Origin of the sequence: Mesorhizobium sp. M0751 (assembly GCF_040320265.1) — a bacterium.
In the GTDB taxonomy this organism is placed as follows: domain Bacteria; phylum Pseudomonadota; class Alphaproteobacteria; order Rhizobiales; family Rhizobiaceae; genus Mesorhizobium.
In genome coordinates this window covers 367,201-390,451 of sequence record NZ_JAMYPH010000001.1, presented here as the reverse complement: position 1 = coordinate 390,451, position 23,251 = coordinate 367,201, and the positions used below count along the sequence as shown (strand labels likewise).

Genomic DNA, 23,251 nt, shown 5'->3' with positions numbered 1-23,251 from the left:
TCCTGCCGAGATCATGATCTTGGTCCATGTCTCCCAGATGTGCACATGCAGGAGATGAGAAAAGCCGTCAAATTGGTCGGTCGCAGAATTGGATAGCAAGGCGTGCTTTTCGGAAATCCGCAAGTCCACCCTCAAGCCGCAAGCTATTCCGGGCGGCTCTGGAGAAGCTCTTAGGCATTCTGGCGGGATCGCCTGACTACGCCCACCGCCGTCTTTCCCAGGTTGCAAAAGGCGCGGGCCCTCACGGCCTGCTCAACCTCGTTCTAATCCTCGTCCTGGCATTGCACAGGATCGATTTCCTTTCCCAATTCAAAGAGCAGGGACGACACGTGGTTGCGCACACGCAGGGGAAGTCGCAACAGCCTTTCGATCAAGCGTCTGCCTTCCGCGCTGGCGATGAATTCCAGGCGTTCGTCGACGGGCAGGAGCGGAGCGGTTGCCTCGCCATTGCCCGGCAGACCATCGAAGAAGCGGCTGACAGGAACATCCAGAGCGCGGGCGATTTCGTAAAGCGTGGAAGCGCTGACGCGGTTGCGCGCGCTTTCGTATTTCTGGAGCTGTTGAAAGCTGATGCGGATCGCACGGGCCAGTTGCGCCTGCGAGACGTCCGACTGGACTCGCAGAGTCGCGATCTGCCTGCCGACGTGACGGTCGGCCGGATGGGGACCGACCTCATCGTTAGGTGCCACACCGCTTTGAAAACGATCCAAGATTTTCATCAAGGCTTCACCTGCTCTGTGAGTTTTGCTGCTTTTCTGAGCTTGGGTTCGTCTCAGCGCTTAAGCCATGAAGGCGGATGAGGTCATTCAGTACCGAGCGGATGTGCGGCCAGGGGAAATCGTCTGGATGTTCCCAGTGCTCACCGTCACGCAGGACGACCTTGAGCTTGGCCAAAATGCCTTCGATGGACGTGGCCGCTGTCTGCGGTAGATCATCGAGAAGTGCCCCTTCGACTGTTTCCGATTGCCGGATCAGTTCGTCTGTTCTCGAATAGCCGATCTCAGCATCAGCAGCGTCCCAGCGCGCGCGGTGTGCCACGAAATCAGCAAGCGCCCTGCCCCATTCGACTTCATTTTCAGGAGAGTGGGCATCGTTCAGGCTCTCGATGGAATGGAGCGTCACGTCCGTACCGTCGGCAAGCCGCACCTTGGCGCAGGGAAAGCCAACTATCCTGGCGAGGTGTGTCTCCAACCGCTGCTGTTCGCGGCACAGCGCCAGTGTCTCATCATGGATTCTTTGCCAGCTCCCACACAGACGAAGAGCAGGATCGGCCGCGCTGCCGTCCGTCAGTTCGCTAGCCAGCGATTTTGCCTGGAAGGGCCATGCCGCCGCGCCCGTGGCCGTTCCCGTCAGCAAGCGCCGCCGGGTGATGAAAAACAAATTTATGCTATCGTCGGAATCATCCATGACCCGAGCTCCAAACAGCTTTGCTTGGTTGGTGATACAGCCAAACGCTTTGGCGGCCTCAGCTAAATATCTGAATTTAAGATAACTGAAAATCAGATATAAAGGAAGCCCCCATCTGAGTTCAGATGAGGTGATAAGTGGTCGATACACTCGGTACGAATCGGCACAAAGCTTTGATCGCGCTGCTGATCAAAAAACGTGAAGCGGCAGGCCTTACGCAAGTTGAGTTGGCAACCAGGCTCGGCCAATACCAATCGTTCGTAGCTCGACTAGAAAGCGGACAGAGACGTGTTGATGTCGTGGAGTTTATAAACCTCGCCGAGATTCTCGGTTTTAGCGCTCCGTCAGCCATCAAGAAGCTATCGGAAGTAACAGGTTGAGCGATGGGAGCGTGTGACCGCGCTAGTGCAAATTGACAATTTGCAGAACCGGCAAGGAAGCCCCCAGGTTGTTGCACCTACCCGTTCAATCGGACCTCTTCACCTCATCCTTCGACCTCCATCGAATGGGATCCTCAACCCAGCGGTTGATCTCAGATTCATGCCACCCGGCGCCATTGGTGCTGATCCTCAGTTGAGCCGGGAACGTGCCGTCGGCGATCTTGCGATAGATTGTCGAGCGGGACAGGCCGGTCCTGGCGAGGACTGTTTTGAGACGAACGATACGATCCGGCTCGGACATAGCTTGCCTCCACCTGAATGGTTGTTGCTGATTTCTGTTGGGACAGACAGGACGAACCCATGCCGGAGGCAATCCGATTTTTCGCTTCATCCGCCTGTAGCGTGGAAACGGCGGCATATCGGAGGGGTTCAGATACCGATTCCGCGACCCATACCGATGCCATGACTGAAGGCGAGTTCCGCGCCCAGGCGACGACCCAAATCCACGCTTATGCCAAGCTCGCGTTTGCGGTTTGCCAGTAGTGATTCAAGTTGAGGATCGCGTTCAAGGCTCTTGGCCATATCGGACATGGCGGAGCGCGTTGACTTGTAGCCCGACATGTCGCCGGCCTGATATTGCTCCCGTCCGGTACGGTCGAGCTTTTGCCAACGTTCCACGAACCGGTCGGCACGGCGGCCGGGATCGATGTCCATCCCGGTGCGGATTTCCGTTTCAAGCTGGAGAGCAAGCACGATGCGGCTGACGCGGCCGGCCGCCGCTTCGCGGACAAGTTCGGGATTCTTCACATAGGCCGCTTCGGCATCGCGCCAGCCATGAGGCCGCACCTTCTCGAAAGCGCTGCGCGCATCCCTCAATTCGCGCATCTTGTCGGGACTGCCATGCCCGTCCGCATTTCCAGTACTGGGGATCGCCTCGAGAGCGCGCGCGTGACGAACAAGCGCCTTCGTGCGAGCGCTGCGCAACGCCGCTTCCGCGTCCACCGGCACGTTCGTCTCGCGCGGCACTTCCCTGGCAGAAAGATCTCTTTCCGGCGTTCGGCCTGCATCTCCGAGCCGCACCCCAACACTCTCCTTTCCCGGCCCAGGTCCACGTTCCTCGCCGGGCTCGGTGTCTCCGGGCAAGCGTAACCCGTCGAGCAGCCCGCCTATCCTCTCGCGCAGCTTTTCCGGAACGATCCGGCGAACGATCTCGACCACGCGCTCGCGGAACGTGATGCCGCGCCGCTCGGCATAGCTCTGAACTGGATCGGCTTGCTCATAGTCGGAAGCCATGTCTTTGGCGCGGTCGCGCGACAGCGTCCGGATGAGCCGGTCGCGCGTACTGAAGTCGTCGCCGCCGTAATGCAGGTCCATGCTGTCGCGATGCCGCGACAGTGCGACGTAGCTGCCATGCGCATCCATGCCCGGCGTGGCGAGCACATGGGTCCGCTCGACGGTCATGCCCTGCGCCTTGTGAATGGTCGCGGCATAGCCGTGGTCGATGTGGGCGTAGTCTTTCAGGTCGAAGCGAACTGACCTGTGGTCGTCAGTGCGCACGGTCATGCTCTGCGTGCTGACCTCGTCGATCACACCAAGCGTGCCGTTCTTGACGCCAAGCCCGCGCTCGTTGCGCAGGAACATGACCCGATCGCAACTTGCGAAGTTTCTTGGGCCGCGTTCGACAGTCACTTGCACTTCGTCGCCGAGATCGCCGGCAGCGCGCATGCGCTCGCGCGCTGCCTGGTTCAGGGCGCGTACTTCGTCGTTTGTGTGGGTAAGAATGATCCGGCTTGCCTCTGGATGCGCCTGCCTGTCGCGATCCCAGCGCTCGACGAGTTCATTCCGCGCTTCGTCGCGCGTTGCAGCCAGATGCACCATGCCTTGCGCGTCGTAGGCGCTGATCGCGACGGCGATCCTGCCGGTTGCCAGATCGCGCGTGGCATCGCGCTGCCAGTCCTCGCTCTGCCGACGCACCTGACCGATTTCGACGCCGCCATGTCGTTCGTGAATGGAGCGGAATGCAGCGCCCGCTTCGATCGCCTGCAACTGCTGCGGATCGCCGACGAGGACGACTTTCGCGCCAACGTCCGCCGCATGGGAAAGCACGCGCTCCAACTGGCGCGTGCCGACCATGCCGGCCTCATCGATCATCAGAACATCGCGCGTAGTGAGCAGATCGCGGCCCTGTCCCCAGCTATGCTCCATACTGGCGATGGTGCGTGACGGGATGCCTGAACCGCTTTCGAGATTCTCGGCGGCAATGCCGGAGAGTGCCGCGCCTCGAACCTCGTAGCCCGCCGCTGCCCATGCCTGGCGCGCAACGCCCAGCATGGCGCTCTTGCCCGTTCCGGCAAAGCCGACAACGACACCAAGACCACGACCATCAGTGATATGCGCAAGCGCATCGGTCTGCTCGCCCGAAAGGACAAGCCCGCGTTGCGCCGCCCGCGCCAGAGCTGCCTCGCGATGTGCGTCACTCACCGCGTGTCGTTCGTCCAAATCGATACGCTCAGCCGCGCGGTGAAGGCGCTGTTCGGTCTCGATCATCTGCTTGGTGGTGAAACGGTCTTCGCCGCGTCCGTCCTTGCCGAGTTCGACCAGATCGGGTGCCTTGGCGATGGCTGCAATCACCTTGTTGAACTGCTCCACTCCATCGCTGTGCCGATGCGCAAACTTCGCAATGTCTTTTCGGGTGAAGGTCGACTGCTGATGCGTGATGGCATCGACCGCCACGGATGGATCGGCAATGATCCGCACGCCGTTGTTGCGCGCGATCTCGCGGTGCAGTTCGGCGCGATCTGCTTCACTGTCGCCAGCAGCAAGGCCGCTGCCCTCGATGCGTTGCGCCGGTGCACCGATCTGGGTCTGCGGCTCCAGTGAAATGCCCTGCGCTTCCAGACTGCGATGATCGATGCGTGCATCGATGTCGAGTTCGGCCAGGCGTTCATTGGCCAGTTCCGCCCATCGCTCGCGCCAGCGCTCGACCAGCTGGGTAGCGTTCCAGTCGCGAACCTTTGACCCAAAACCATTCTCGTCCACGGACCGCATGGTCAGCATGACGTGGGCGTGCGGTTTTGGACTGCCATCCTCCGCCCTGTCCCAGTGCACATTGAGATCGGCGACCATGCCCTTGCTGACAAACTCCGCCTGAACAAAGTCGCGCGCCAGTTCGACGCCTTGCCCTTGGCTTAGTTCGCGTGGAAGAGCAAACTCCACCTCGCGGGCGAGCTGGGCATCCTTGCGTACCTCGAACGCCTCGACAGCGTTCCACAGCCTCTCGCGGTCGCTCCAGGCGTCCGGCGCATCCTCCGGCAACATCACCTCGGAATGGACGACACCGCGCTTGCTGGAAAAGTCGTGGCTGCGTTCGATGCGCTCGTCGCGCAGCCGCGACGCTGAGCGGTAGGCGGCCGACGCCACAGCGCTCGAGCCAGCCTTGCGGCCAATGACCTTGACGTGAAGATGATAGATCGCCATCGCAACCAGATCATTTGCACGTCAAAGCGCACGTCGGCACGACGTATAAGCGCGCCCTCCCTCGAAAAATTCTCGGGATGGACCAGCCCGTCCCGGGCTGTCTCGGCAACCCTGAAGCCTTCCGGCAAGCACTCGCCTATCATCGCCACATCGACAATCGATGGAGACAGTCATGCGCAAACCACGGGACTTCGACGCAGAACTTCACACCCTGGAAGAAAAGGCGAGAGAGCTCAAAACGCGAAAAGTAAAGCAACTTGGTGAGCTGGTGATCGCCACCGGCGCCGATCAACTCAGCACCGACGAACTGGCCGGCGCATTGGTCGCAATCGCTGAAACCAAGGATGCCGCGAAGCGTGAGGCATGGGCCAAGCGTGGGGCGATGTTTTTCGAGAGCCGGCCCCGGCGACCTGTTCCGGCATCTCAGCGCAACCCTCGCAGCACTCCAGCACAATCGGGCAGCCCACAATCGCCGGCAGGCAGCACGGGCTCGCAATGACATGCGCACCTGGCAGGTCGAGCGTCGTAAGCGCACGCGGCATTTGATCGAACTCGGCGGTCTCGTCCTCAAGACAGGCATCGTTGAACTTACCAATGACGATCGCGCCACCATCTACGGAGCGATGCTCTGGATCGCCGCCAAGCTGCAGAGCCACGAAAGCGAGGATGCGCGGAACTTATGGGCCGCGAAGGGAAGGCAGGCGTTCGATGCGGAACGGCATGGTGAGCCGAAGGCCCGGTAAACGAAGCGGTGTCTCGCGCAAGTAGCGGGCGGCGCGAAGCACCCGAAAGGCGTAGCTCCGCCCGCCTTGCACCAGCAGCCAAGGATTTCGAACCTGTCGGGAACGTACAAGTTTGGCAGCAATGCGGACGCCGCTCTTTATTCCTCGCCACGAGCTACACCGAGTGTTTCACTGCCTAGTGGCAGGGATCTACGAAAAAACCATCCAACATACACCGGACGGGTTTTGCGTTTCGGTTGCGCCGCGCTCTGTGGCAGAATTCTCTTATGGAAACCGAGGAAATCAAATCCCGCCTGGAGAAGGCCGTCACGTTATTCATGGACGACCAGAAGCAGCTGCTCGAACTCGATGTGAACGAGCGGGCATTAGGGGCGACGCTCGCCCATCTTTTCGTGCGCGAGCTCTTTCCCGATCACAAGGTCGATGCCGAGTACAATCGTGTCGGTCTTGACGGCAGCCCGAAGCGGCTAAACTTGCCACTGAAATGCGGTGGGGAAAACACGCCCGTCTACCCCGATATCGTCGTGCATCATCGCGGCGACAATGAAGAGAACATCTTGGTCGTCGAAATCAAAAAGACTACCAACAAGCAATGGCGGCGCTGCGACCTTATCAAACTCGAAGCCTACCGCGAGCAGCTGCACTACCAACTTGGTGCGTTTCTAGAGCTGCCGGCTGGGGATGATGTGGGACGCATCGATCCCCATATCCATTGGTTCGCTTAGCTGCGGGCCGGAGCCAACAACGAAACCAAGGCCGAGAAAGTAGCGGCCAGTTCCACTGGGTCGGGCTCCAGACTGGCGTCCCGTTAAACGTCCAATCCAAGGCCGATCAGCAGCCTCGGACTCCCAAATTAACGCGGCCAATTATTTTGCGTAATGCTTGGAACACACTCTTTCGTTGAATTTCAGTTCTGCGTCCGACATAGTTGCATCTGGGGGGAACGATGCAACTTTCACGGATCATCATCCGCAATTTTCGCAACTTCAAATCTCTGGACGTCAAGCTTTCGGGCGATGTCGTGATCGTCGGCGAAAATCGCGTCGGCAAGAGCAACTTAATCGATGCCCTTCGCCTGATTTTCGATCCAACGATGCCGGACTCCGACCGCGAGTTGCAGCTCTCAGATTTCTGGGACGGGTTGGGCGGTCCCAGCGTTGACGACACAATCATGGTCTGTGTGGACATTCGGGGTTTTGCGGGTGACCTCAATGTGCTCGCGATCCTCACCGAGTTTCGACTGGATGACGACCCCGATACCGTCCGTTTGAATTATATGTGTCGCTCAAAACCGGACATCGCCGGAGACCCGGCGAGCGATAATGATCTGGAATTTGTCTGCTACGGCGGAAACCATGAGAGCAAGCGTTTCGGCCATGCTCTCCGCCGTCGGATCATCATGGATTTGATGCCCGCACTTCGTGACGCGGAAGGTGATCTTGCAAACTGGCGCCGTTCGCCTTTGAGGCCGCTGATCGAAGACGCTTTCAGCCGCATCGATCACAACGACCTATCCGATGTCACCGAGGCCATCGAAGAGGCGACCGACAAGCTCACAGAGTTCAAAGAAGTCAAAGATCTTCAGACGGGAATAAAGTCCCTGTTCAAATCCATGAGCGGGCCGCGGCAAGACATTAAGCCGACCCTTGGCCTGGCGCCCCTTGATACGAACCGCCTTTATCGCAGCATCCGCCTGCTCATCGACGATGGAATGCGCGGCATAGGCGAGGCCAGTCTTGGCTCTGCAAACATCGTGTTTCTGACACTCAAAGCACTGGAAATCAGAAAATTGATCGGCGAGAACAAGCGCGATCACACGCTGCTTGCGATCGAGGAGCCGGAAGCGCATCTCCATCCACACCTGCAGCGCTCGGTTTATCGTCATCTGTTCGAGAGTGCTGACAGAGACGCCAACAGGAAGCTATCGGTTCTGCTAACCACCCACTCGCCGAATATCGCGAGTGTCGCACCCCTCCGGTCGATACTGCTGTTAAAAGACACAAAAGACCAAGGTACGATTGGCCGGTCGACCGCGACCCTCTCGCTGACCGAGGCGGAATTCGATGATCTGGAGCGGTATCTTGACGTCACCCGTGCCGAAATATTGTTTGCGCGGGGTGTGATTTTGGTGGAAGGGGACGCTGAACGGTTCCTTGTCCCGGAGTTCGCCCAGGAGGCGAAGCTTTCACTCGACGAGTTAGGAATTAGCGTGTGTTCGGTATCCGGCACGAATTTCACGCCGTACGTCAAACTCCTTAGCGCATTGCAGATACCGTTCGCCGTCGTGACCGATTGGGACCCAATGCCCAAGGGAACTGCGCTGGGCTACAACCGAACTCTCAATCTCGTCCGGACGATCGAGACAGTGCGCACCGGGAACGCGCCGGTCGCATTGATGAAAGAGCTGCGAGCGATTGAGAAACTCGGGGCGCTCTGTGACCGCTGCGAAGCCTACGGCATTTTTTCAAACGACCACACGCTCGAAATAGACCTGTTCGAAGACGACTTCGCGGAGCCTATTATCGAGGTTCTGGAAGAGGCACCTTTCAGCGACGAGAAGAAGGCGCTCATTGCTGGATGGAAAGCGGACCACGACACGTTGGACACGGCCAAATACCTCGGACTGATCGAGGACATCGGTAAGGGGAGGTTCGCGCAGCGGCTCGCCAACAAGATCGTCGGAATTTCTCCGCCTGGTTACATCAAGCGAGCGCTAAAGCACGTGGCGGACCGTGTTTGACCGCAAGCTGTACCTGCGTGCTGCCGAGGAGCTGCGCGACAACAAGGGGCAGTGGGATGCCTACAATTCAAAGGGCAACTGCGTAGTTCTGGCTGGGCCCGGCAGCGGCAAGACGAAGACGCTCACAATCAAACTCGCGCGGATGCTCGCCGAAGATGTTGATGAGCCGCGAGGGCTGGCCTGCATCACTTACAACAATGAATGTGCAAGGGAATTAGAAACTCGGCTCGATGCGCTTGGAGTGCAGCAAGAACGCCGCGTCTTCATAGGCACGGTTCACTCCTTCTCCCTCACACAGATCGTCGTACCCTACGCGAAGACCGCAAATCTCGGGCTACCGGACAATTTCGCGGTCGCAAATCAACAGCAGCAAGAGCAGGTTCTCGGTAGGGCTTTCTCCAAGGTCTATGGCCGCGGAAATCCCGCTTCTTTCAAGTTCGACATGAACACCTATCGTCGCTCCATCCTGAATCGCGAGTCCAAGGAGTGGTATGGCATCAACGAGAGGTTGGCGAAACTCGCCGAAGCGTATGAGGCAGGACTACGAGAGCGGGGGCTAATCGACTTTGAAGATATGCCTTTGCTGGCGATGCGCGCGCTGCGGGATCACGAGTGGATTCAGCGTGCCCTATTGGCGAAGTTTCCGATCCTGGCAGTCGATGAGTACCAGGACTTAGGGCGCGCACTGCATCGCATGGTGCTCGGACTTTGCTTCAGCACGGGGATGCGGTTGTTCGCGGTTGGAGATGTCGATCAATCCATCTACGGTTTCAACGGTGCGTATCCGGAGCTCCTAGAGCAACTCAGCAAGCGAGCGGACGTCGAAACGATCCCACTCCAAATGAACTATCGATGTGGCTCGAAAATCGTCGCAGCGTCGGAGTTAGCGTTGGGTGCGGGCCGTGGATATCAGGCGCGAGACGGAGCGCCCGAGGGGAAGGTCTATTTTCACCCATTGCAGGGCGCACAGTCGACCCGCGCTGACCATTTGTTCGATTCTATCTTTCCGGCGATACAGGCTAGAAACCCAAGCCTTCGATTAGGCGATATCGCAATTCTTTATCCGACAGCAAAGATCGGCAACGCGGTCGCTGATGCAGCCCGCGCGCGCGGACTAAGTGTCATCAGGGCCGACACGAACGCCGTCTACCCCCGCAGCAGTCGTGTTATGCGTTGGTTGGAGCAATGCGCGCTCTGGTGCGCAGGTGGTTGGCAGAGAGGCACGCCACGGTTTTCTCTGTTGTCCGCAGAGGGTTTGCGTCTGTTCGGCGAGGCGATTTCCGGTAGCGACCGTGCGGCGGAGTTTCAGCAGCGCCTCGTCTCCATGCTCTGGTCGCGGCGCAATCCAGACATGAAGCTGCACGAATGGCTCAGCGGATGCCGGGAAGAACTCCTGGACGAGCTGTTCGGCAAATGCCGCATGCTCACCGACGAGCAAGCGATCGTCGAGTCGTTCCTGGCCCGCATAGCGGACGACGGCGACACGTCGGAAATGACGTTGGGGCTCTTCGCAGGCGTCGGAGAAGGAACCAACCGACTTGTGCTTTCCACCTTGCATAGCGCGAAAGGCAGAGAGTTTTCGATCGTCGTTTTGTTTGGAATGGACGCAGGCGAGATGCCGCGGTTCAATCAAACGCAAAAGCAGCTGCTGGAAGCGCGGCGGCTATTTTACGTCGGTTTGACCCGCGCTAAGAGCGAAGTTCACATGGTTTATTCTGCGATGGCACCTTCAAGTTTTATCCGAGAAGTGCAGGATAGGCTGTAAGCTACACTACAACTCACAGCGACGCGTCTAGCGCACTTTGGCATTTTTGGTGGCGTCCGTAGAGCGAATAGCCGGGAGGTGATACCGCCGTAAGGGTCGAAAGGGTCTTTGGCCATGAGGCTGCCTCGGTGCTGGTTTGCTGGCTATAATATAGGCACCAAGCGTAATGCAGGGAATACAAAGTTGCTGCTTCGTTCCGAATAAGGAACGCATGTTCCTGTGGCGTCCCGCCCATAGGCGGGTCAGGCTGTCGTGAACCGACATTGCCTTGCGCACGCACTCGCTTTTATTGATGCCACCTAAGGCGGTTCAAGCGGACGCAAACCCGCAGACAATCTTTTTTGTCGTTCAGTATGGCCAAGCCACTACGGTGACCAAGAGGCGACGTCCAGATGGATGCGCCTTACATGAAGTTCTGAAGTCGTAGATCTCGTCGACCATCAATGGATTCTGCTGGATGATGTCGGCGAACGCCTTCGAGTAGCCCAAGGTCACGGGCAGTTTCTTGTAGAGCGTGTTGTTGTTCCAATCCATCTTCGTGAGGCCGAGGATGCCGGCGCATGTCGCGTGCCAGCCGCCCTCGCCGGAGAAACGGCGCACCAAAACCGGTGAGGGGGTGGGTTTGAGCGCTCCCTCCTTGTAGACATCCTTCGTCGGCCCCTGCGTATGCACGCCCTTGACGCTGCCTTGCGTCCAGAGCAGCGCCTCGTTGGAGCTGACCGGGATGTAGGTGCCGCGCGTGACGGGATAGCCATCAGGCTTGTCGTACATGTTGTAGCGTATGCCCTGCCACGGCACGTTGCGCACAACCTGCACCAGTTCGACGTCGGTTCCGTCCCGGAAGCTATCTATGGCGCCGAGGATTTCCTCTTCCTTGAACTCGGTATTCTTGTGGACCGTGATCCTGCTCGGGGACTTGCCGAAATGAGCGCGCTGATAGATCTCCAAACTGCGAGACAGTACGGCCTGCATGTCCAGATATGAAAGGTACGGATTCTTGCGCTTGTCGAGCCAACTCGCGCGCGTATCGAAGGCCACAAAGCGAAAACCCGTCCCATCGGGATCGAACACCTGGCTGCAGCAGGTAGTGTAATGGCTGCCCGCGCCATCTGATTTCATGGCATAGCTGATACCGATAAACGCCTCGTCGGGATTAAGACCTGCCAACTTCCACGGCACGCCACCGGCCTTGGCGTAGGCCGCGACACTCAGGCCCCACATAACGTTGGCGCGGCATGTCCGGTCGAAGCTGGTCTGCCGCACGATCTGGATCGGGATGTCGGACGGCGCGCAGTATGCTTTCAGGTAGTCGTGGAAGTTGAAGTCCTCGCCTTCAAAGCAGGCGGCCCAACTGGGCGGCAGATAAATCAGCGCGACGTCGAAAGAACTGCGCAGGGTCTTGAGCCGGGCAATGCACTGGAACAGCTCAGCCGCAAGGCGTTCCTTGGCTCCATCGCGCGCATACTCATCAAGTGCGTCCGGAAACGATAGCACCAGACGCTCGTCCTCGGCTGCGATGGGAATGCGAAAGAGCTGGGAGAAGCCGGGATAGTCCGGATAGTAGTTGGTGGCCTCCCGTGGCTTGGCAGGGCGCTGCAGCTCTGCGACGAGGCCGCGGAGCTTACGCATTTCCCGCGCTGGCGCGAGCAGCGCCAAGCGAAGGCTGCCGGGAGATGCGTAGCGCAGCCCGTACGGGCCGTGCGCGATCAGCCCCATCAATGGATGCTTGCCCAGCTTGTCGCCTGCGAAGCGGAGGTCGGGTTCGGGCACGGCAGCATACCCGGCAACTTCGGAAGTAAGAGCCCTCATGCAGTGAGCCTTCTGGAGAATGCCGTGCGGGTGCCGACCTGGAAGGTCGGGTTCTCGGCATCGTCGCCGTCCTCGAACGGGCGGAAGGTAAGATCGGCATTGCGCTGGTCGCTGTCGAGGATGATCCCCGTCCATGCCTGCAGCAGTTCGTTATGCTTGCCGTTGTAACGCCTGCCCTTGCGCTCATCGAGGAAGTCGGTTGCGACCGCGCGTGCATGCGGCGGCCAGATCCAGATGTCCGGCTCGAGCAATAGCCAGTCACGCCCTTCCTTGCGGTCGAGCGACACGCGCAAGGACTCCGCCCATCGGACCTTGTCCGGCTCCGGGTGAAACTCCGTAATCGGACTGAACAACCCCGGGATAATATCGGAGGTCTTGCCGACGATCTGCTGCAAGGGGCTCAAGCCCCCCACATCCGCCGCATGGGGGTCGGCAATTATGAACCCGGAAGATGGCTTCATTCGGGGCAGCAAAGGACGCCCCCTCGTAAGCGCCAATATCAAGGCCTCTTCGATAAAGGCCTTGAAGTGCAGATTTTCAGGCGCCTGATAGTCTGATGGCAGCGCGGCTTCGCTGATGCCTGAAAGCTTGTCGCCAAAACATTCCTCGATGTCCCGCCTTGCCCCCCAGCACCAGACGCTCGCCCCTTTGGTCACGACGATCGACTGGCGCCACTCGCGCACCGCCCCACGCAGGTCTGCCCATTCTTGGGGCCCCTTGAACGTCAGTTCAAGGCAGCGCGAAGCCACTTGCACCGGTAATCCGTTCAGGCGAACCAACGGCTTGGCGCTGCCGACAGACGGCAGCGGTATCTGGATGCTGGTCAACTGTGCTTTGCGCACCTTCGCATCAACAACGGCTGGCTTGCTGTCGATGCTGCGCCACAGGCGCGACATGAAAGCATCGAATGTTTCGATCTCGACATAGGACGCCTTCACACCGGCATTCACGGCTCTTTCGAGCAGGGCTGCCACCCCCGGATTTACGGGCGAGCCTTTGAGCCCGGTCCAGTACAGGCCGTGTGGGAACGGGTTCGGCGCATTGAGCACGTCGCTCATGAGTTTCATGACGCTGGCATCCCGCCCGCTATAGCCGCACACGACCAGGCCGAAGCGCGTGCCGGAGGCAACGAAAGCCCTCGACAGGTCGTCGTTCTGCATTGCCAGATCAGCGCTGAGATTCTTAAGGCTTTCGAACCTGAAGTCGCCGTGCAGTTTGCAGTAGAACGGGTACTCCTCGTTGAGGAATGCGTTGGCGGCCGACACTGTCCCTTCTAGGGAATAGGCTTGCAGGGGGTCGCTGCCGACCTCGGCCACCGCCCGCTCCACGACGCTATCAAAGTTGGTTGTGAAGACGGCCCGACACATGCCGGCAGCCAGCAGGCCGCCGAGCACCCGGTTGCCGACCGACAGAGTCACCTTTTCTTCGGACAGAATGCCCCTTAGATAGCGGCGCTGACGCTCATGATCGTCACCGAATATCTTCTGGAAATATGTCGAGTATTCCTCGTCCGACCACAAAGCGGGAAAACCGCGGGAGTCCATGAAGGACTGAATAGTCGATCTGACGGCATCGTTCTGGACGTCCTGAGGCGAGACCTCGCGGTTCTCTTCGCGGATGTAATAACGGCGCTTCATGTCCCAGATAATATCCCCGGCTGTAGGCAGACCTGCAGTGCGGGATGCGCCCGCGCCTAAGAACCACGCGAACTGCGCCGGACGTTCGGCGACCGAAGAAATGAGCTCTGACTGAATCATGGTCCCCCGCTGCGCCAATTCGAAGTCAGTCGTTACTCTGCGAATCGTCGTCAGCTACAGCGGGACGATATATGGCGCCTGGTCTTCGCGTCCATTGAATCTGCACTAGCCCAGCACGTTCTTAACGCCTAGCGTCACAGATCCTGTGGTCTGTTTTAATACCAGCTTGCCAATGGCAGGTCGTCTGTTTCCAACCCGAATGTGACGAAATCTCAGATGAGACAGAACTTCGGCTTTTGGAAGATCAGAAGTTGGGTACGAACGGCCGATATGAGGCGCAGTGCCGCCCGACAGCTTTGGGGCCGGAACCGGAACGGCAGGTTACTGCTCGGAACCTCCTTATGCAGACCGGGCGACACGAGCTGATTGAACGCCAGAGGTAATGACCAAGGATTGTTGCACACTTCGTGAATACTATAAATTGCTCGGCGGCGTATTCCTACGTAACAACACAACGACACATCGCTCATAGTCTATCGAATACGGAGCCCGTCCTAGGGCTGAATAGTCGGTCATAGGTCCTCAGCAAATACCCATCCGTCATGCCGGCGACATAGTCGCAGATGTGGCGCAAGGGATCGGAAGCCTCCTCATATCGTTCAAACACGTCGGCTGGCAGAAATTTCGCCGGATCTGAACGCATCACCTCAAAGACAGCGATGACCATCATCTGGCCTTTGAACTCGAGGTGTTGAACGCTCGGGCTGTAGATAACCTCCTCCCGTACGAGGTCCTTGATCGCCACCACAAATGCCATCACCGGCGCCGGCAGGACGGCCTGATACTTTATCCGCGGTTCGTCGAACTCCGCTTTCTCATGAATATCGACGGAAGGGATCACCATATTCAGAACGCGATTGATCTGATGTTTCCTCTCGTTCCCGTCGCCAAAGAGCCGGTCAGCAAACCCTGCATAGACGTCATTGCCGTATTGGCCCGGGTACTCCGAATTTAGGTAGTCCAATAGCGCGGCGCACTGCTGAGGCCTTACGTGCTTCTCGAAATTCGCCCGCGAAATAAGGTGCATCGCCAGTACATCTTCGAGATCGTGAATACCGAAGCTGATGTCGTCTGCCAGATCCATGAGACTGCAAGCGAACGATTTATGCCGAGCTTCATGATGCTTACCCGGCACCTCGTTGAACGCTTGAAACTCATCTCGATCGGATGGCGCGAGTGGCTCGAGAAGCCAGTCGGCAACGCCCTGTTCGCAATCGAGGTAGCATTTCGGTGGTTTCGACGCCTTTCGATCGAGGATTGGCGTACCACTAGTATTTTCCAGGAGCTTCGGCCTCTTGCTTGTGTTTGCAGCTTGTTTGTACGCCACAGGGTATTTGAGCACGCCGAGCATCGTTTCGCGCGTCAGGTTCGAGCCAGCCGCTTTCGACATCTTCTCAAGCTTCGAGAGGATGCGAAGCGTTTGCCCGTTACCCTCAAAGCCGCCGGCATCGCGCATGCAGTAGTTTAGCGCGACCTCGCCGCCATGACCGAACGGCGGGTGTCCGAGATCGTGAGTGCAGGCGATAGCCTGCATCATGCTTCGCTCGGGCAGATAATGAATTGCTTTGTGGCTGGGCAGGTTGTGCCGAAGTTGGATCGTCAGCCCGACAGCTATCTGCGCAACCTCGAGCGAGTGCGTGAGACGTGTTCTGTAAAAGTCACTGTCGCCTAGGTTCAAGATCTGAGTTTTGCCTTGGAGGCGCCGAAATGAAGCTGAATGAATGACGCGCGCATAATCGACATCGCCTGGCGTGCGCGCGTCGAATGATCGTTGTAACCATGCCTCGCGGCGATCTGCCCACACCATCGCCGCTCCCTGCAAACAACACAACTAAGATGACCTGTTTAGCTGGCCTTTTACCTCGAACTCAACAGGTGGACCGCCATGATCAAGACATTAAAGGTAGTGTCAAAGGCTCTGCAAGGCACTTATGGGCGTGGCCGCTACGATTGGTGAGCGAGACGGCTGTCGCTCGTGCCATCTTGCGGCCGATAGGGAGGACTTTGCCGAGCGAATGCTTGAGCGTCATGGCTATCTCCAGCCTGCCGAACTACCGAGCGTATTCTACAGAGACTTCGATCCGGCGAGAGGATAAGCAAGATGGCCAACGAGCACGACGAGGAGTTCGACAATGAACCCGACGAACGCCCCGAATACCCAGCATTCGATGACATCGATTGGAGCGCCTTTCGGCATGCGTTAGGCTCCCTTGGGCTATTCGATGACATGTTCCTGACAATGCAAGCGAACAACCTGGCAATGGTCGACCAATTTATTTCCGGAATAGAGCAAGAGGTTCTAGAGGAGGATATCGAAGGTCGAGACTACGGTCGTCTGATGTTTTTGAATGCGCAAACCCAGATGTGGATTTTCAGCGTTTACGAACTTCTTCGGACGTGGCGCGCGCGAGTGAAGGAAGCGATCAAGCTCCATGAAAACGGGGGACTGAAACTTAGGATTGACGCATTGAGACTGGAAAAGGGCTTCATCCACACCAACAAGCTGTCGCGCGCCGATCAGCTTGAGAGGGTGCTGAAGAATCCCGCCGTCGTCGACCGCGTGCGTGAAGATCTCCGCCTAACTCATATTCTGTTCGGGCAGATTGAGTTTCTGCGGGTTTCGATGGCCAAACATGAAGTCAGTGGCAAAGCCAAATCCGTTGCGTTCTCGCCGGGTTACGGCCGAGTGAACACGTGGACGGGTTCGCTCGATTACCAACTCGAAAGCGGCCAAGTCATTCTCGGCACGCTGAACCGCCATCAGATTGCGGATGGGATCCGAGCTTTCGTTGACCGCTCCGAAATCCCGGATGACAATGCGATTGCAGCGTTTGACGAGTTCATGAAAGCGGGGGACACTCCAGAGCTGCGAGAGACCTCTTTATGACAGGCTTGTCCACGCGTAGCCGACAGGCGCATTTGGGGCCGCAAGCGGCCTGACAACTCACAGGACGAGGTCATTGAAAGCGGCCATTCCGCTTTCAATCTTTTGGAGGCCATCCAACGGATTCGCGGACTGACTGATCGACCGAGCCAAAACTCGGGGGCGAAGGCCTGCAAGTTTGCGACGCCAATGAACCAGACCCCCAAGGCCGTCTTCTCACGACGGGGGCCGGCCATCCTGGGGAACGGGAACACCCCGCTGGCGCTCGACGAGGCCTGCGCTCGTCAAAACGGGTACCAGAGCCATCATTTCCCGCTAGCCGTGGTGGAGTTTGTCTCGGAGACGCCCACAAATACCAGTGATGGTGCCAACCACCGTGCTGCGGTTATTGTCGGCACGATAGTTGTCCGAACAGATGACCATGGCGATTTGGCTGAATGGCTCAGTAAAAAGACGGTGTCCCTGTCCAGCGCCCATAAATGTGTCGGCACTCAAACCCGACCAGTGGAAAAGCCGAGCCAGGTTCTCGACATCTGGCCTCTGTCCCTGCGCCATGAGGATCAGTGTTGAAGCGCTGACTCCCGAAAGGTCCGCGACTTGCTTCCAGTTCAGTTTTCTATCTGACTTCTTTCGATCCAGCTCCTTCAAAAACGCCTGTGTGTTGAACTCAGATCGCGTCATCCAGTCCACTCTTTCAAACAAGATATGAATCTATATCGACTTTCGAGCTCGACTTGCGAAGACGAGCCGTATTAAAGAAAAGCACGCCCATACCGACGGGTCTCCCGTTCGGCTATTTAACGTCGAGCAGTGGACCGCGCTACATCTTCACCCGATCCGACTTCGGATCGTACATCGACTTCAGCGATGCTTCGGCGGCAAAGCGCTCGCCTGCGATCTCGATCTCGTAAGAAGAAGCCAGCACATCCGCCTCGCTCTCGCCCTGGCATGGCACATAGCCCAGCCCGATGGCGCCGCCGAGGTGATGGCCGTAATTGCCTGAGGTGATCGGGCCGACGATCTTGCCGTCGCGCAGGATCGCCTCATTATGGAAGAGCAAGGGCTCGGGGTCCTTCAGCCGGAACTGGACCAGCCGCCGGTTCAACCCGGTCTCCTTCTTCTTCAGCACGGCATCGCGACCGAGAAAATCGCCCTTGGCCGTCTTCACCGCAAAGCCGAGGCCGGCCTCCAGCACATTGTCCTCGTCGGTGATGTCGTGGCCGAAATGCCGAAAAGCCTTTTCGATGCGGCAGCTGTCCAGCGTGTGCAGGCCGCAGAGCTTCAGGCCGACATCGGCGCCCGCTTCGTCGATCGCCTCGAAGACATGAGCGGCCTGGTCGGTCGAGATATAAAGCTCCCAGCCGAGTTCGCCGACATAGGTGACGCGGTGGGCACGGGCGAGACCCATGCCGATTTCTATCTCCTGAAACGTCCCGAACGGATTATTCTCATTGGAGAAATCGTTGGGGCTGACCTTCTGGATCAGCTTTCGTGCGTCGGGACCCATCAGGCAGAGCACGGCCTCAGCAGCCGTGACATCGGTGATGACGACGAATTCATCGCCGACATGCCGGCGCAGCCAGGCGAGGTCGCGCTGCAGCGTCGCACCGGGGACGACGAGGAAGTAGGCGGTGTCCGACAGGCGCGACACGGTGAGGTCGCTCTCGATGCCGCCGCGCCGGTTGAGCATCTGCGTGTAGACAATCTTGCCCGGCGCCACGTCCATGTCGTTGGCGCACAGCCTTTGCAGGAAGACGCAGGCGTCGCGGCCCTCGACGCGGATCTTGCCGAACGAGGTCATGTCGAACAGGCCGACCTTGTTGCGGACCGCCAAGTGTTCCTCGCGCTGGTTGTCGAACCAGTTCTGCCGTTTCCAGGAATAGCGGTATTCGCGTTCCTGGCCCTCGCGCGCGAACCAGTTGGCGCGCTCCCAGCCGGCGACCTCGCCGAACACGGCGCCGCGCGCCTTCAAATGCTCGTGCAGGGGCGAGCGCCTGACATTTCGTGATGTCGCCATTTGGCGATAGGGAAAATGGTCGGCGTAGAGCAGGCCGAGCGTTTCGGAGACGCGCTCCTTAAGATAACGGCGGTTCTTCTGGAACGGCTGGGCGCGGCGGATGTCGACTTCCCACAGGTCGAAGGGCGCTTCGCCATCATTGATCCACTGCGCCAGTGCCATGCCGGCGCCGCCGGAGGAGACGATGCCGATCGAATTGTAGCCGGTCGCCATCCAGTATCCTGACAGCTCCGGCGCCTCGCCGAGATAATAGCGGTCGTCGGGCGTGAAACTCTCGGGGCCGTTGAAGAAGGTATGGATGCCGGCAGTGGCCAGCATCGGCATGCGGTTGACGCCCATTTCGAGGATCGGCTCGAAATGCTCCATGTCCTCGGGCAACTGGTCGAAGCAGAAATCCTCGCGGATGCCATCCATGCCCCAGGGCTTTGCCACCGGCTCGAAAGCGCCGAGCATCATCTTGCCGGCGTCTTCCTTGTAGTAGGCACATTCGTCGGGGACGCGCAGCACCGGCAGGCGGGTGAGGCCGGGGATCGGCTCGGTGACGAGGTAAAAATGCTCGCAGGCGTGCAGCGGGATGGTGACGCCGTTTTGGGCCCCAAGCTCACGGGCCCACATGCCGGCGCAGTTGACGACGAGGTCGGCCTCGATCGTGCCTTGTTCGCCGCCTTGCGCCCACGACACGCCGGTGACGCGGCCGTCCCTGGTGTGGACCTTGGTGACCTTGACGTTCTCGACGATGGTGGCGCCGCGCTGGCGCGCGCCCTTGGCCAGCGCCATAGCGATGTTGGCGGGGTCGCACTGGCCGTCGAGCGGCAAATGGACGGCGCCGACCACATCCGAAATGTTGAGATGCGGGTACATCTCACTAACTTCGTTGGGCGAAATCTCGCGCACATCGACATCGAAAGCGCGGGCGAGCGACGCCTGTCTATAGATTTCGTGTTTGCGCTCTTCGGTCAGCGCCACGGTGATCGAGCCGACTTGGCGCATGCCGGTGCCGATTTCGGTCTCGGCTTCCAGCTTGACGTAGAGGTCGGCCGAATATTTTGCCAGTCGTGTCATGTTCTGCGAGCCGCGCAGCTGGCCGATCAGGCCGGCGGCGTGCCATGTCGTTCCCGACGTCAGCTGCTTGCGTTCGAGCAGCACAATGTCGGTCCAGCCGAGCTTGGCCAAGTGATAGGCGACCGAACAGCCCGAGACGCCGCCACCTATGATCACGGCGCGAGCTTTGGACGGAATAATCAAGCGGTCTTACTCCCGTTACTAGACCAATCCATGCCGGATAAGCTGATGCCAGTGCGGCCAACCAAGCGGCGACCGATGCAGTCAGGTCAGCGATCTCGTGACCATCCAATCCTGTAAACGCATCCAGTTTGCTTGCCCTCGACACTTTTAACGTAACCAAGCACCACGTCGTTCGTCGCGACAGCCTTCGAACCCCGGAAGTAAGGACTGTACAGCGGAGAGGACTCCTCGAGCATAGTCGGACTCACCAGATTGATCCGACGATCTTGGCGAAGCTCAATTGCAGCACTTCGGATAAATCCTTCGAGCGCGCCATTGACCATCGCGGACGATGTCCCGAGCGATATCGGATCGTCGTTCGTTGGACCGGAAGTCAACGTGAACGATCCTTCCTCACGAAGGAATCCAAGTCCAAGTCTGACAAGGTTCACCTGCCCCATGAGTTTGCTTTGCAAGCCGATCGCATATTGCTCGATGGTGAACTCCGCGAGCGGGGCGAAATGAACGGTGCCGGCTGTGCATATCAGGGCATCGAACTCGCCGATCTGACTGAACATTCGGCTTATGGACGAGGGATTGTCGATATCGACCTGGAAATCGCCGGCGCTTCGGCCAACAGCGATCAGATCATGGCGCCTGGCGAGTTCGGCCGACACGGCCTTGCCGATCACGCCGCTCGCACCAACATGAACGATTCTCACGAAGCCCCGCCTCTCTGCGCCTTACACGCCCAACGGTTCAAGCGAACGGCGAAGCTGCGTTTCCTGATCTGCGGAGAGCTTTCTCAATGGGCTGCGAACATTACCTGTTCCGTAGCCGCGCAGTTGCGCCGCTCGAAGTACTGACGGCGTATAGGGCGACCTCCAGATAAAGAGCAACGAGGGCAACATGCGTTGCCAGAGCGCTAGCGCCTGTTCATATTCCTTACGGTCCACCAATCTATATAGGTCGACCGCTTCAGAAGGCATGTAATTGGCACCGCCCCATATGACGCCGCGTGCCCCGGCCATCAACGCGTAGAGTGTGGTGGTGTCGCAGCCATTGAGGACCGTCCCGCTTGTCTGCAGGTATTCCTGATGGACAGTGAAGTCCCCTGCACTGTCCTTGATGTAGTTGAAGTTCTTCAACTGGGTCAGGCGCTCAAACAGCTGTGGTGAAACCGAAATGCCGGTGGCCTGTGGGATGTTGTAGCCGACCAGGTCGATACCTAGTTCAGCATCGATTGCTTTGTAGAAGTCGAAGATTCCCTGCTCATCACTCGGGCCCTCCAGGTAGGGTGGCAGCACCATCAATGCGTCGGCGCCGACGGACTCCGCGTGACGCGACCTTCTGATGACTTCGTCCATATTCAAAGCGGAGGTCTGGCAAATGACGTTGCAGCGACCAGCTATTCGCTTTGCGCCTACTTCGTAGAGGCGGTTGCACTCGGCCTCGGTAAGATAGGGATGTTGCCCGGTCCCTGCGCCAAGCACCAGCCCGTGAACACCTGCGGCGACGTACTTGTCGATCAGATCCTCGAAAATCGAATAGTTGATCGCACCATTCTCATCGAACGGTGTTTGCATTGCCAGATTTATGCCCTTCAGGTCCGCCATGATCTCTCTCGTTGTATCTAGACTTCAGCGCCGGCCTGTCGGAAACGGACCGCGGTTACGATTCGAACGCCCATCGCTGTGACGGGTCTGGGATAGGGCTTGCTGGGACTAGCGCGCGTCTTGAGGATGTCGACTACCGGCGACGGTCGCCCTGACGCCAGGTCGGCTATGGCCTTGCCGAAGGCAGCTCCTCGCGCGACGCCTGTACCGTTGCAGAATGCGGCGCCATAGACCTTCTCCGCCAACTCGCCGAAGACCATTCCGCCATTTTGCGCGAGAGTAAGAAGGCCACCCCAACTGGCCTCGAAGCCGATCGAGGAGAGCTCCGGCCACCGCCGATCGAACGCGATCTGCTGCTGCACCCGAGCCTTCATCACGTCCTGCGTGGTGGTCTTGAAGTCCGTCGCATAGGAATAGACGTTGCGAAGGAACAGCCGGTTGTCGATCGTGCGACGAACCGTCGTGCCGAAGCTGTTGGCTGGGATTAGTCCGTAGGCTCTCTTGTTCCCCACCTGCGAAAGCTCGCTCTCGGTGAGCTGTCGTGTCATGCTCGCAAATGTGTACAGCGGTATGGCGCGGTTGTCGAAGAAACCGAACTTCGTCAGATAGCCTGACGCGCAGATGATGACCTTCGAAGCCCTGATTGTTCCGGCGGGCGTCTCGCAGATGTGCTTCGGCGCCCCGAACTGCACCGCCACGATGGGGGTGTTTTCGTGAACGGTGACGTTCGCGGGCAGGCGCCTTGTCGCATTCTGGAGATACTTCGCAGGCTGGACCAAGACGGTGCCGGGATGATGCAGGGCTTTGATGTAGTGCTTGCTTCCTGTGATCGCCTGGATTTCGGGGGTCTCGACCCAGCTGTAGTTCTGCCCAAGCTTATCCAGTGCCTGCGAAAAGCGGTGCAGATCCTCCACACCATGAGCGGTGGCCGCACTGTGGTATTTTCCCTGCGCGTCCCAGTCGCAATCGACCCCATGCTCTTCGACAGCGCTTCGGATATAGGCGATCCCGTCCAGGTTAACGAACAGCTCTTCCTTGTTCCCCTTGATGTCTTCGACGAAATCGCGCTTCCGAGGATTGTGCGCGAGATCGATGACGAAACCCATGCACCGTCCGGATGCATTGTTCCCAATACGGCCGGCGTCTACCAGGACAACCGAAGACTGCGGGTTGAGTTCGGCAAATCGGCGGGCCGCGTGCAGCCCCATCCAGCCGCCGCCAATCACGAGGCAATCACAAGCAACATCGCCTTCCTGTGGAAGCAGCGCCAACTCCGGTCCGGCAGCAGTGTACCAGCCGGACACAGTCGGTTCGGGATGGGGTGGCTGAACGACTTTGCGCTCTTTCGTCATGGTTTGGTTGAACGAATTCACTGCCAACTCGCTGAGTTAAGGCGACCGATGACGAAGGCTTGGCAACAATCCGCGGTCGC

Annotated in this window: 19 protein-coding genes; 7 read left to right on the top strand and 12 right to left on the bottom strand. The window is 58.7% G+C overall.

Annotation, left to right across the window (positions count from 1 at the left end; all coding sequences use genetic code 11):
• Positions 1–263: 263 nt before the first annotated feature.
• Both NKI19_RS01775 and NKI19_RS01770 read right to left on the bottom strand, forming a co-directional pair.
• Complete coding sequence (locus tag NKI19_RS01775) at positions 264–719, bottom strand: helix-turn-helix domain-containing protein (protein WP_352565760.1); 456 nt, start codon at positions 717–719, stop codon at positions 264–266.
• Between the two features lie 7 nt (positions 720–726).
• The gene (locus tag NKI19_RS01770; protein ID WP_352565759.1) at positions 727–1,407 is read right to left on the bottom strand and encodes a hypothetical protein; all 681 of its coding nucleotides are present in this window, start codon (positions 1,405–1,407) and stop codon (positions 727–729) included.
• 137 nt (positions 1,408–1,544) lie between these two features.
• On the opposite strand from NKI19_RS01770, the gene NKI19_RS01765 reads away from it, so the two are divergent.
• On the top strand, positions 1,545–1,787 hold the full coding sequence (locus tag NKI19_RS01765) for a helix-turn-helix domain-containing protein (RefSeq protein ID WP_352565757.1): 243 nt from the start codon (positions 1,545–1,547) through the stop codon (positions 1,785–1,787).
• 85 nt (positions 1,788–1,872) lie between these two features.
• Here NKI19_RS01765 and NKI19_RS01760 read toward each other — a convergent pair whose 3' ends face one another.
• Together NKI19_RS01760 and traA are read right to left on the bottom strand one after the other, a co-directional pair.
• A complete protein-coding gene (locus NKI19_RS01760) occupies positions 1,873–2,088 on the bottom strand; it encodes a helix-turn-helix transcriptional regulator (RefSeq protein WP_352565755.1) in 216 nt (71 codons plus the stop codon).
• A gap of 128 nt (positions 2,089–2,216) precedes the next feature.
• A complete protein-coding gene (gene traA / locus NKI19_RS01755) occupies positions 2,217–5,264 on the bottom strand; it encodes a Ti-type conjugative transfer relaxase TraA (RefSeq protein WP_352565753.1) in 3,048 nt (1,015 codons plus the stop codon).
• A gap of 172 nt (positions 5,265–5,436) precedes the next feature.
• Between traA and NKI19_RS01750 the strand changes: the two genes are divergently transcribed.
• The 5 genes from NKI19_RS01750 to NKI19_RS32810 all read left to right on the top strand — a co-directional run bounded on the left by NKI19_RS01750 (position 5,437) and on the right by NKI19_RS32810 (position 10,512).
• Positions 5,437–5,763 carry a conjugal transfer protein TraD gene (locus NKI19_RS01750; RefSeq protein ID WP_352565751.1) on the top strand — a complete coding sequence of 109 codons (327 nt, stop codon included), beginning with the start codon at positions 5,437–5,439 and terminating at the stop codon, positions 5,761–5,763.
• Position 5,764: 1 nt separating this feature from the next.
• Positions 5,765–6,007, top strand: a complete 243-nt coding sequence (locus tag NKI19_RS01745) for a conjugal transfer protein TraD (RefSeq protein WP_352565750.1) — start codon at positions 5,765–5,767, stop codon at positions 6,005–6,007.
• Between the two features lie 266 nt (positions 6,008–6,273).
• A complete protein-coding gene (locus NKI19_RS01740) occupies positions 6,274–6,732 on the top strand; it encodes a hypothetical protein (protein WP_352565748.1) in 459 nt (152 codons plus the stop codon).
• 221 nt (positions 6,733–6,953) lie between these two features.
• Positions 6,954–8,747, top strand: coding sequence for an ATP-dependent nuclease (locus NKI19_RS01735; RefSeq protein WP_352565747.1), 1,794 nt, complete (start codon positions 6,954–6,956; stop codon positions 8,745–8,747).
• Entirely contained in the window at positions 8,740–10,512 is a 1,773-nt protein-coding gene (locus NKI19_RS32810) for an ATP-dependent helicase (protein ID WP_502899219.1), read from the top strand. The genes NKI19_RS01735 and NKI19_RS32810 overlap by 8 nt, the downstream gene beginning before the upstream one ends.
• A gap of 348 nt (positions 10,513–10,860) precedes the next feature.
• On the opposite strand, the gene NKI19_RS01715 is transcribed toward NKI19_RS32810, so the two are convergent.
• The 3 genes from NKI19_RS01715 to NKI19_RS01705 all read right to left on the bottom strand — a co-directional run bounded on the left by NKI19_RS01715 (position 10,861) and on the right by NKI19_RS01705 (position 15,885).
• A complete protein-coding gene (locus NKI19_RS01715) occupies positions 10,861–12,321 on the bottom strand; it encodes an argonaute/piwi family protein (RefSeq protein ID WP_352565156.1) in 1,461 nt (486 codons plus the stop codon).
• Entirely contained in the window at positions 12,318–14,078 is a 1,761-nt protein-coding gene (locus NKI19_RS01710) for an SIR2 family protein (protein ID WP_352565154.1), read from the bottom strand. The genes NKI19_RS01715 and NKI19_RS01710 overlap by 4 nt, the downstream gene beginning before the upstream one ends.
• Before the next feature lie 466 nt (positions 14,079–14,544).
• Positions 14,545–15,885, bottom strand: coding sequence for an anti-phage deoxyguanosine triphosphatase (locus NKI19_RS01705; protein ID WP_352565152.1), 1,341 nt, complete (start codon positions 15,883–15,885; stop codon positions 14,545–14,547).
• A gap of 294 nt (positions 15,886–16,179) precedes the next feature.
• Between NKI19_RS01705 and NKI19_RS01700 the strand changes: the two genes are divergently transcribed.
• The gene (locus tag NKI19_RS01700; protein WP_352565151.1) at positions 16,180–16,965 is read left to right on the top strand and encodes a hypothetical protein; all 786 of its coding nucleotides are present in this window, start codon (positions 16,180–16,182) and stop codon (positions 16,963–16,965) included.
• A gap of 312 nt (positions 16,966–17,277) precedes the next feature.
• Here the strand turns inward: NKI19_RS01700 and NKI19_RS01695 are convergent, their stop codons facing one another.
• From NKI19_RS01695 to NKI19_RS01675, 5 genes are all read right to left on the bottom strand, one after another.
• Positions 17,278–17,643, bottom strand: a complete 366-nt coding sequence (locus tag NKI19_RS01695) for a helix-turn-helix domain-containing protein (RefSeq protein WP_352565149.1) — start codon at positions 17,641–17,643, stop codon at positions 17,278–17,280.
• Between the two features lie 139 nt (positions 17,644–17,782).
• Positions 17,783–20,224, bottom strand: a complete 2,442-nt coding sequence (locus tag NKI19_RS01690; protein WP_352565147.1) for a GcvT family protein — start codon at positions 20,222–20,224, stop codon at positions 17,783–17,785.
• Between the two features lie 86 nt (positions 20,225–20,310).
• Positions 20,311–20,925, bottom strand: a complete 615-nt coding sequence (locus tag NKI19_RS01685; protein ID WP_352565145.1) for a short chain dehydrogenase — start codon at positions 20,923–20,925, stop codon at positions 20,311–20,313.
• A gap of 21 nt (positions 20,926–20,946) precedes the next feature.
• Positions 20,947–21,819 carry a dihydrodipicolinate synthase family protein gene (locus NKI19_RS01680; protein WP_352565144.1) on the bottom strand — a complete coding sequence of 291 codons (873 nt, stop codon included), beginning with the start codon at positions 21,817–21,819 and terminating at the stop codon, positions 20,947–20,949.
• Positions 21,820–21,836: 17 nt separating this feature from the next.
• Positions 21,837–23,192, bottom strand: coding sequence for an NAD(P)/FAD-dependent oxidoreductase (locus NKI19_RS01675; RefSeq protein WP_352565142.1), 1,356 nt, complete (start codon positions 23,190–23,192; stop codon positions 21,837–21,839).
• Positions 23,193–23,251: the final 59 nt, after the last annotated feature.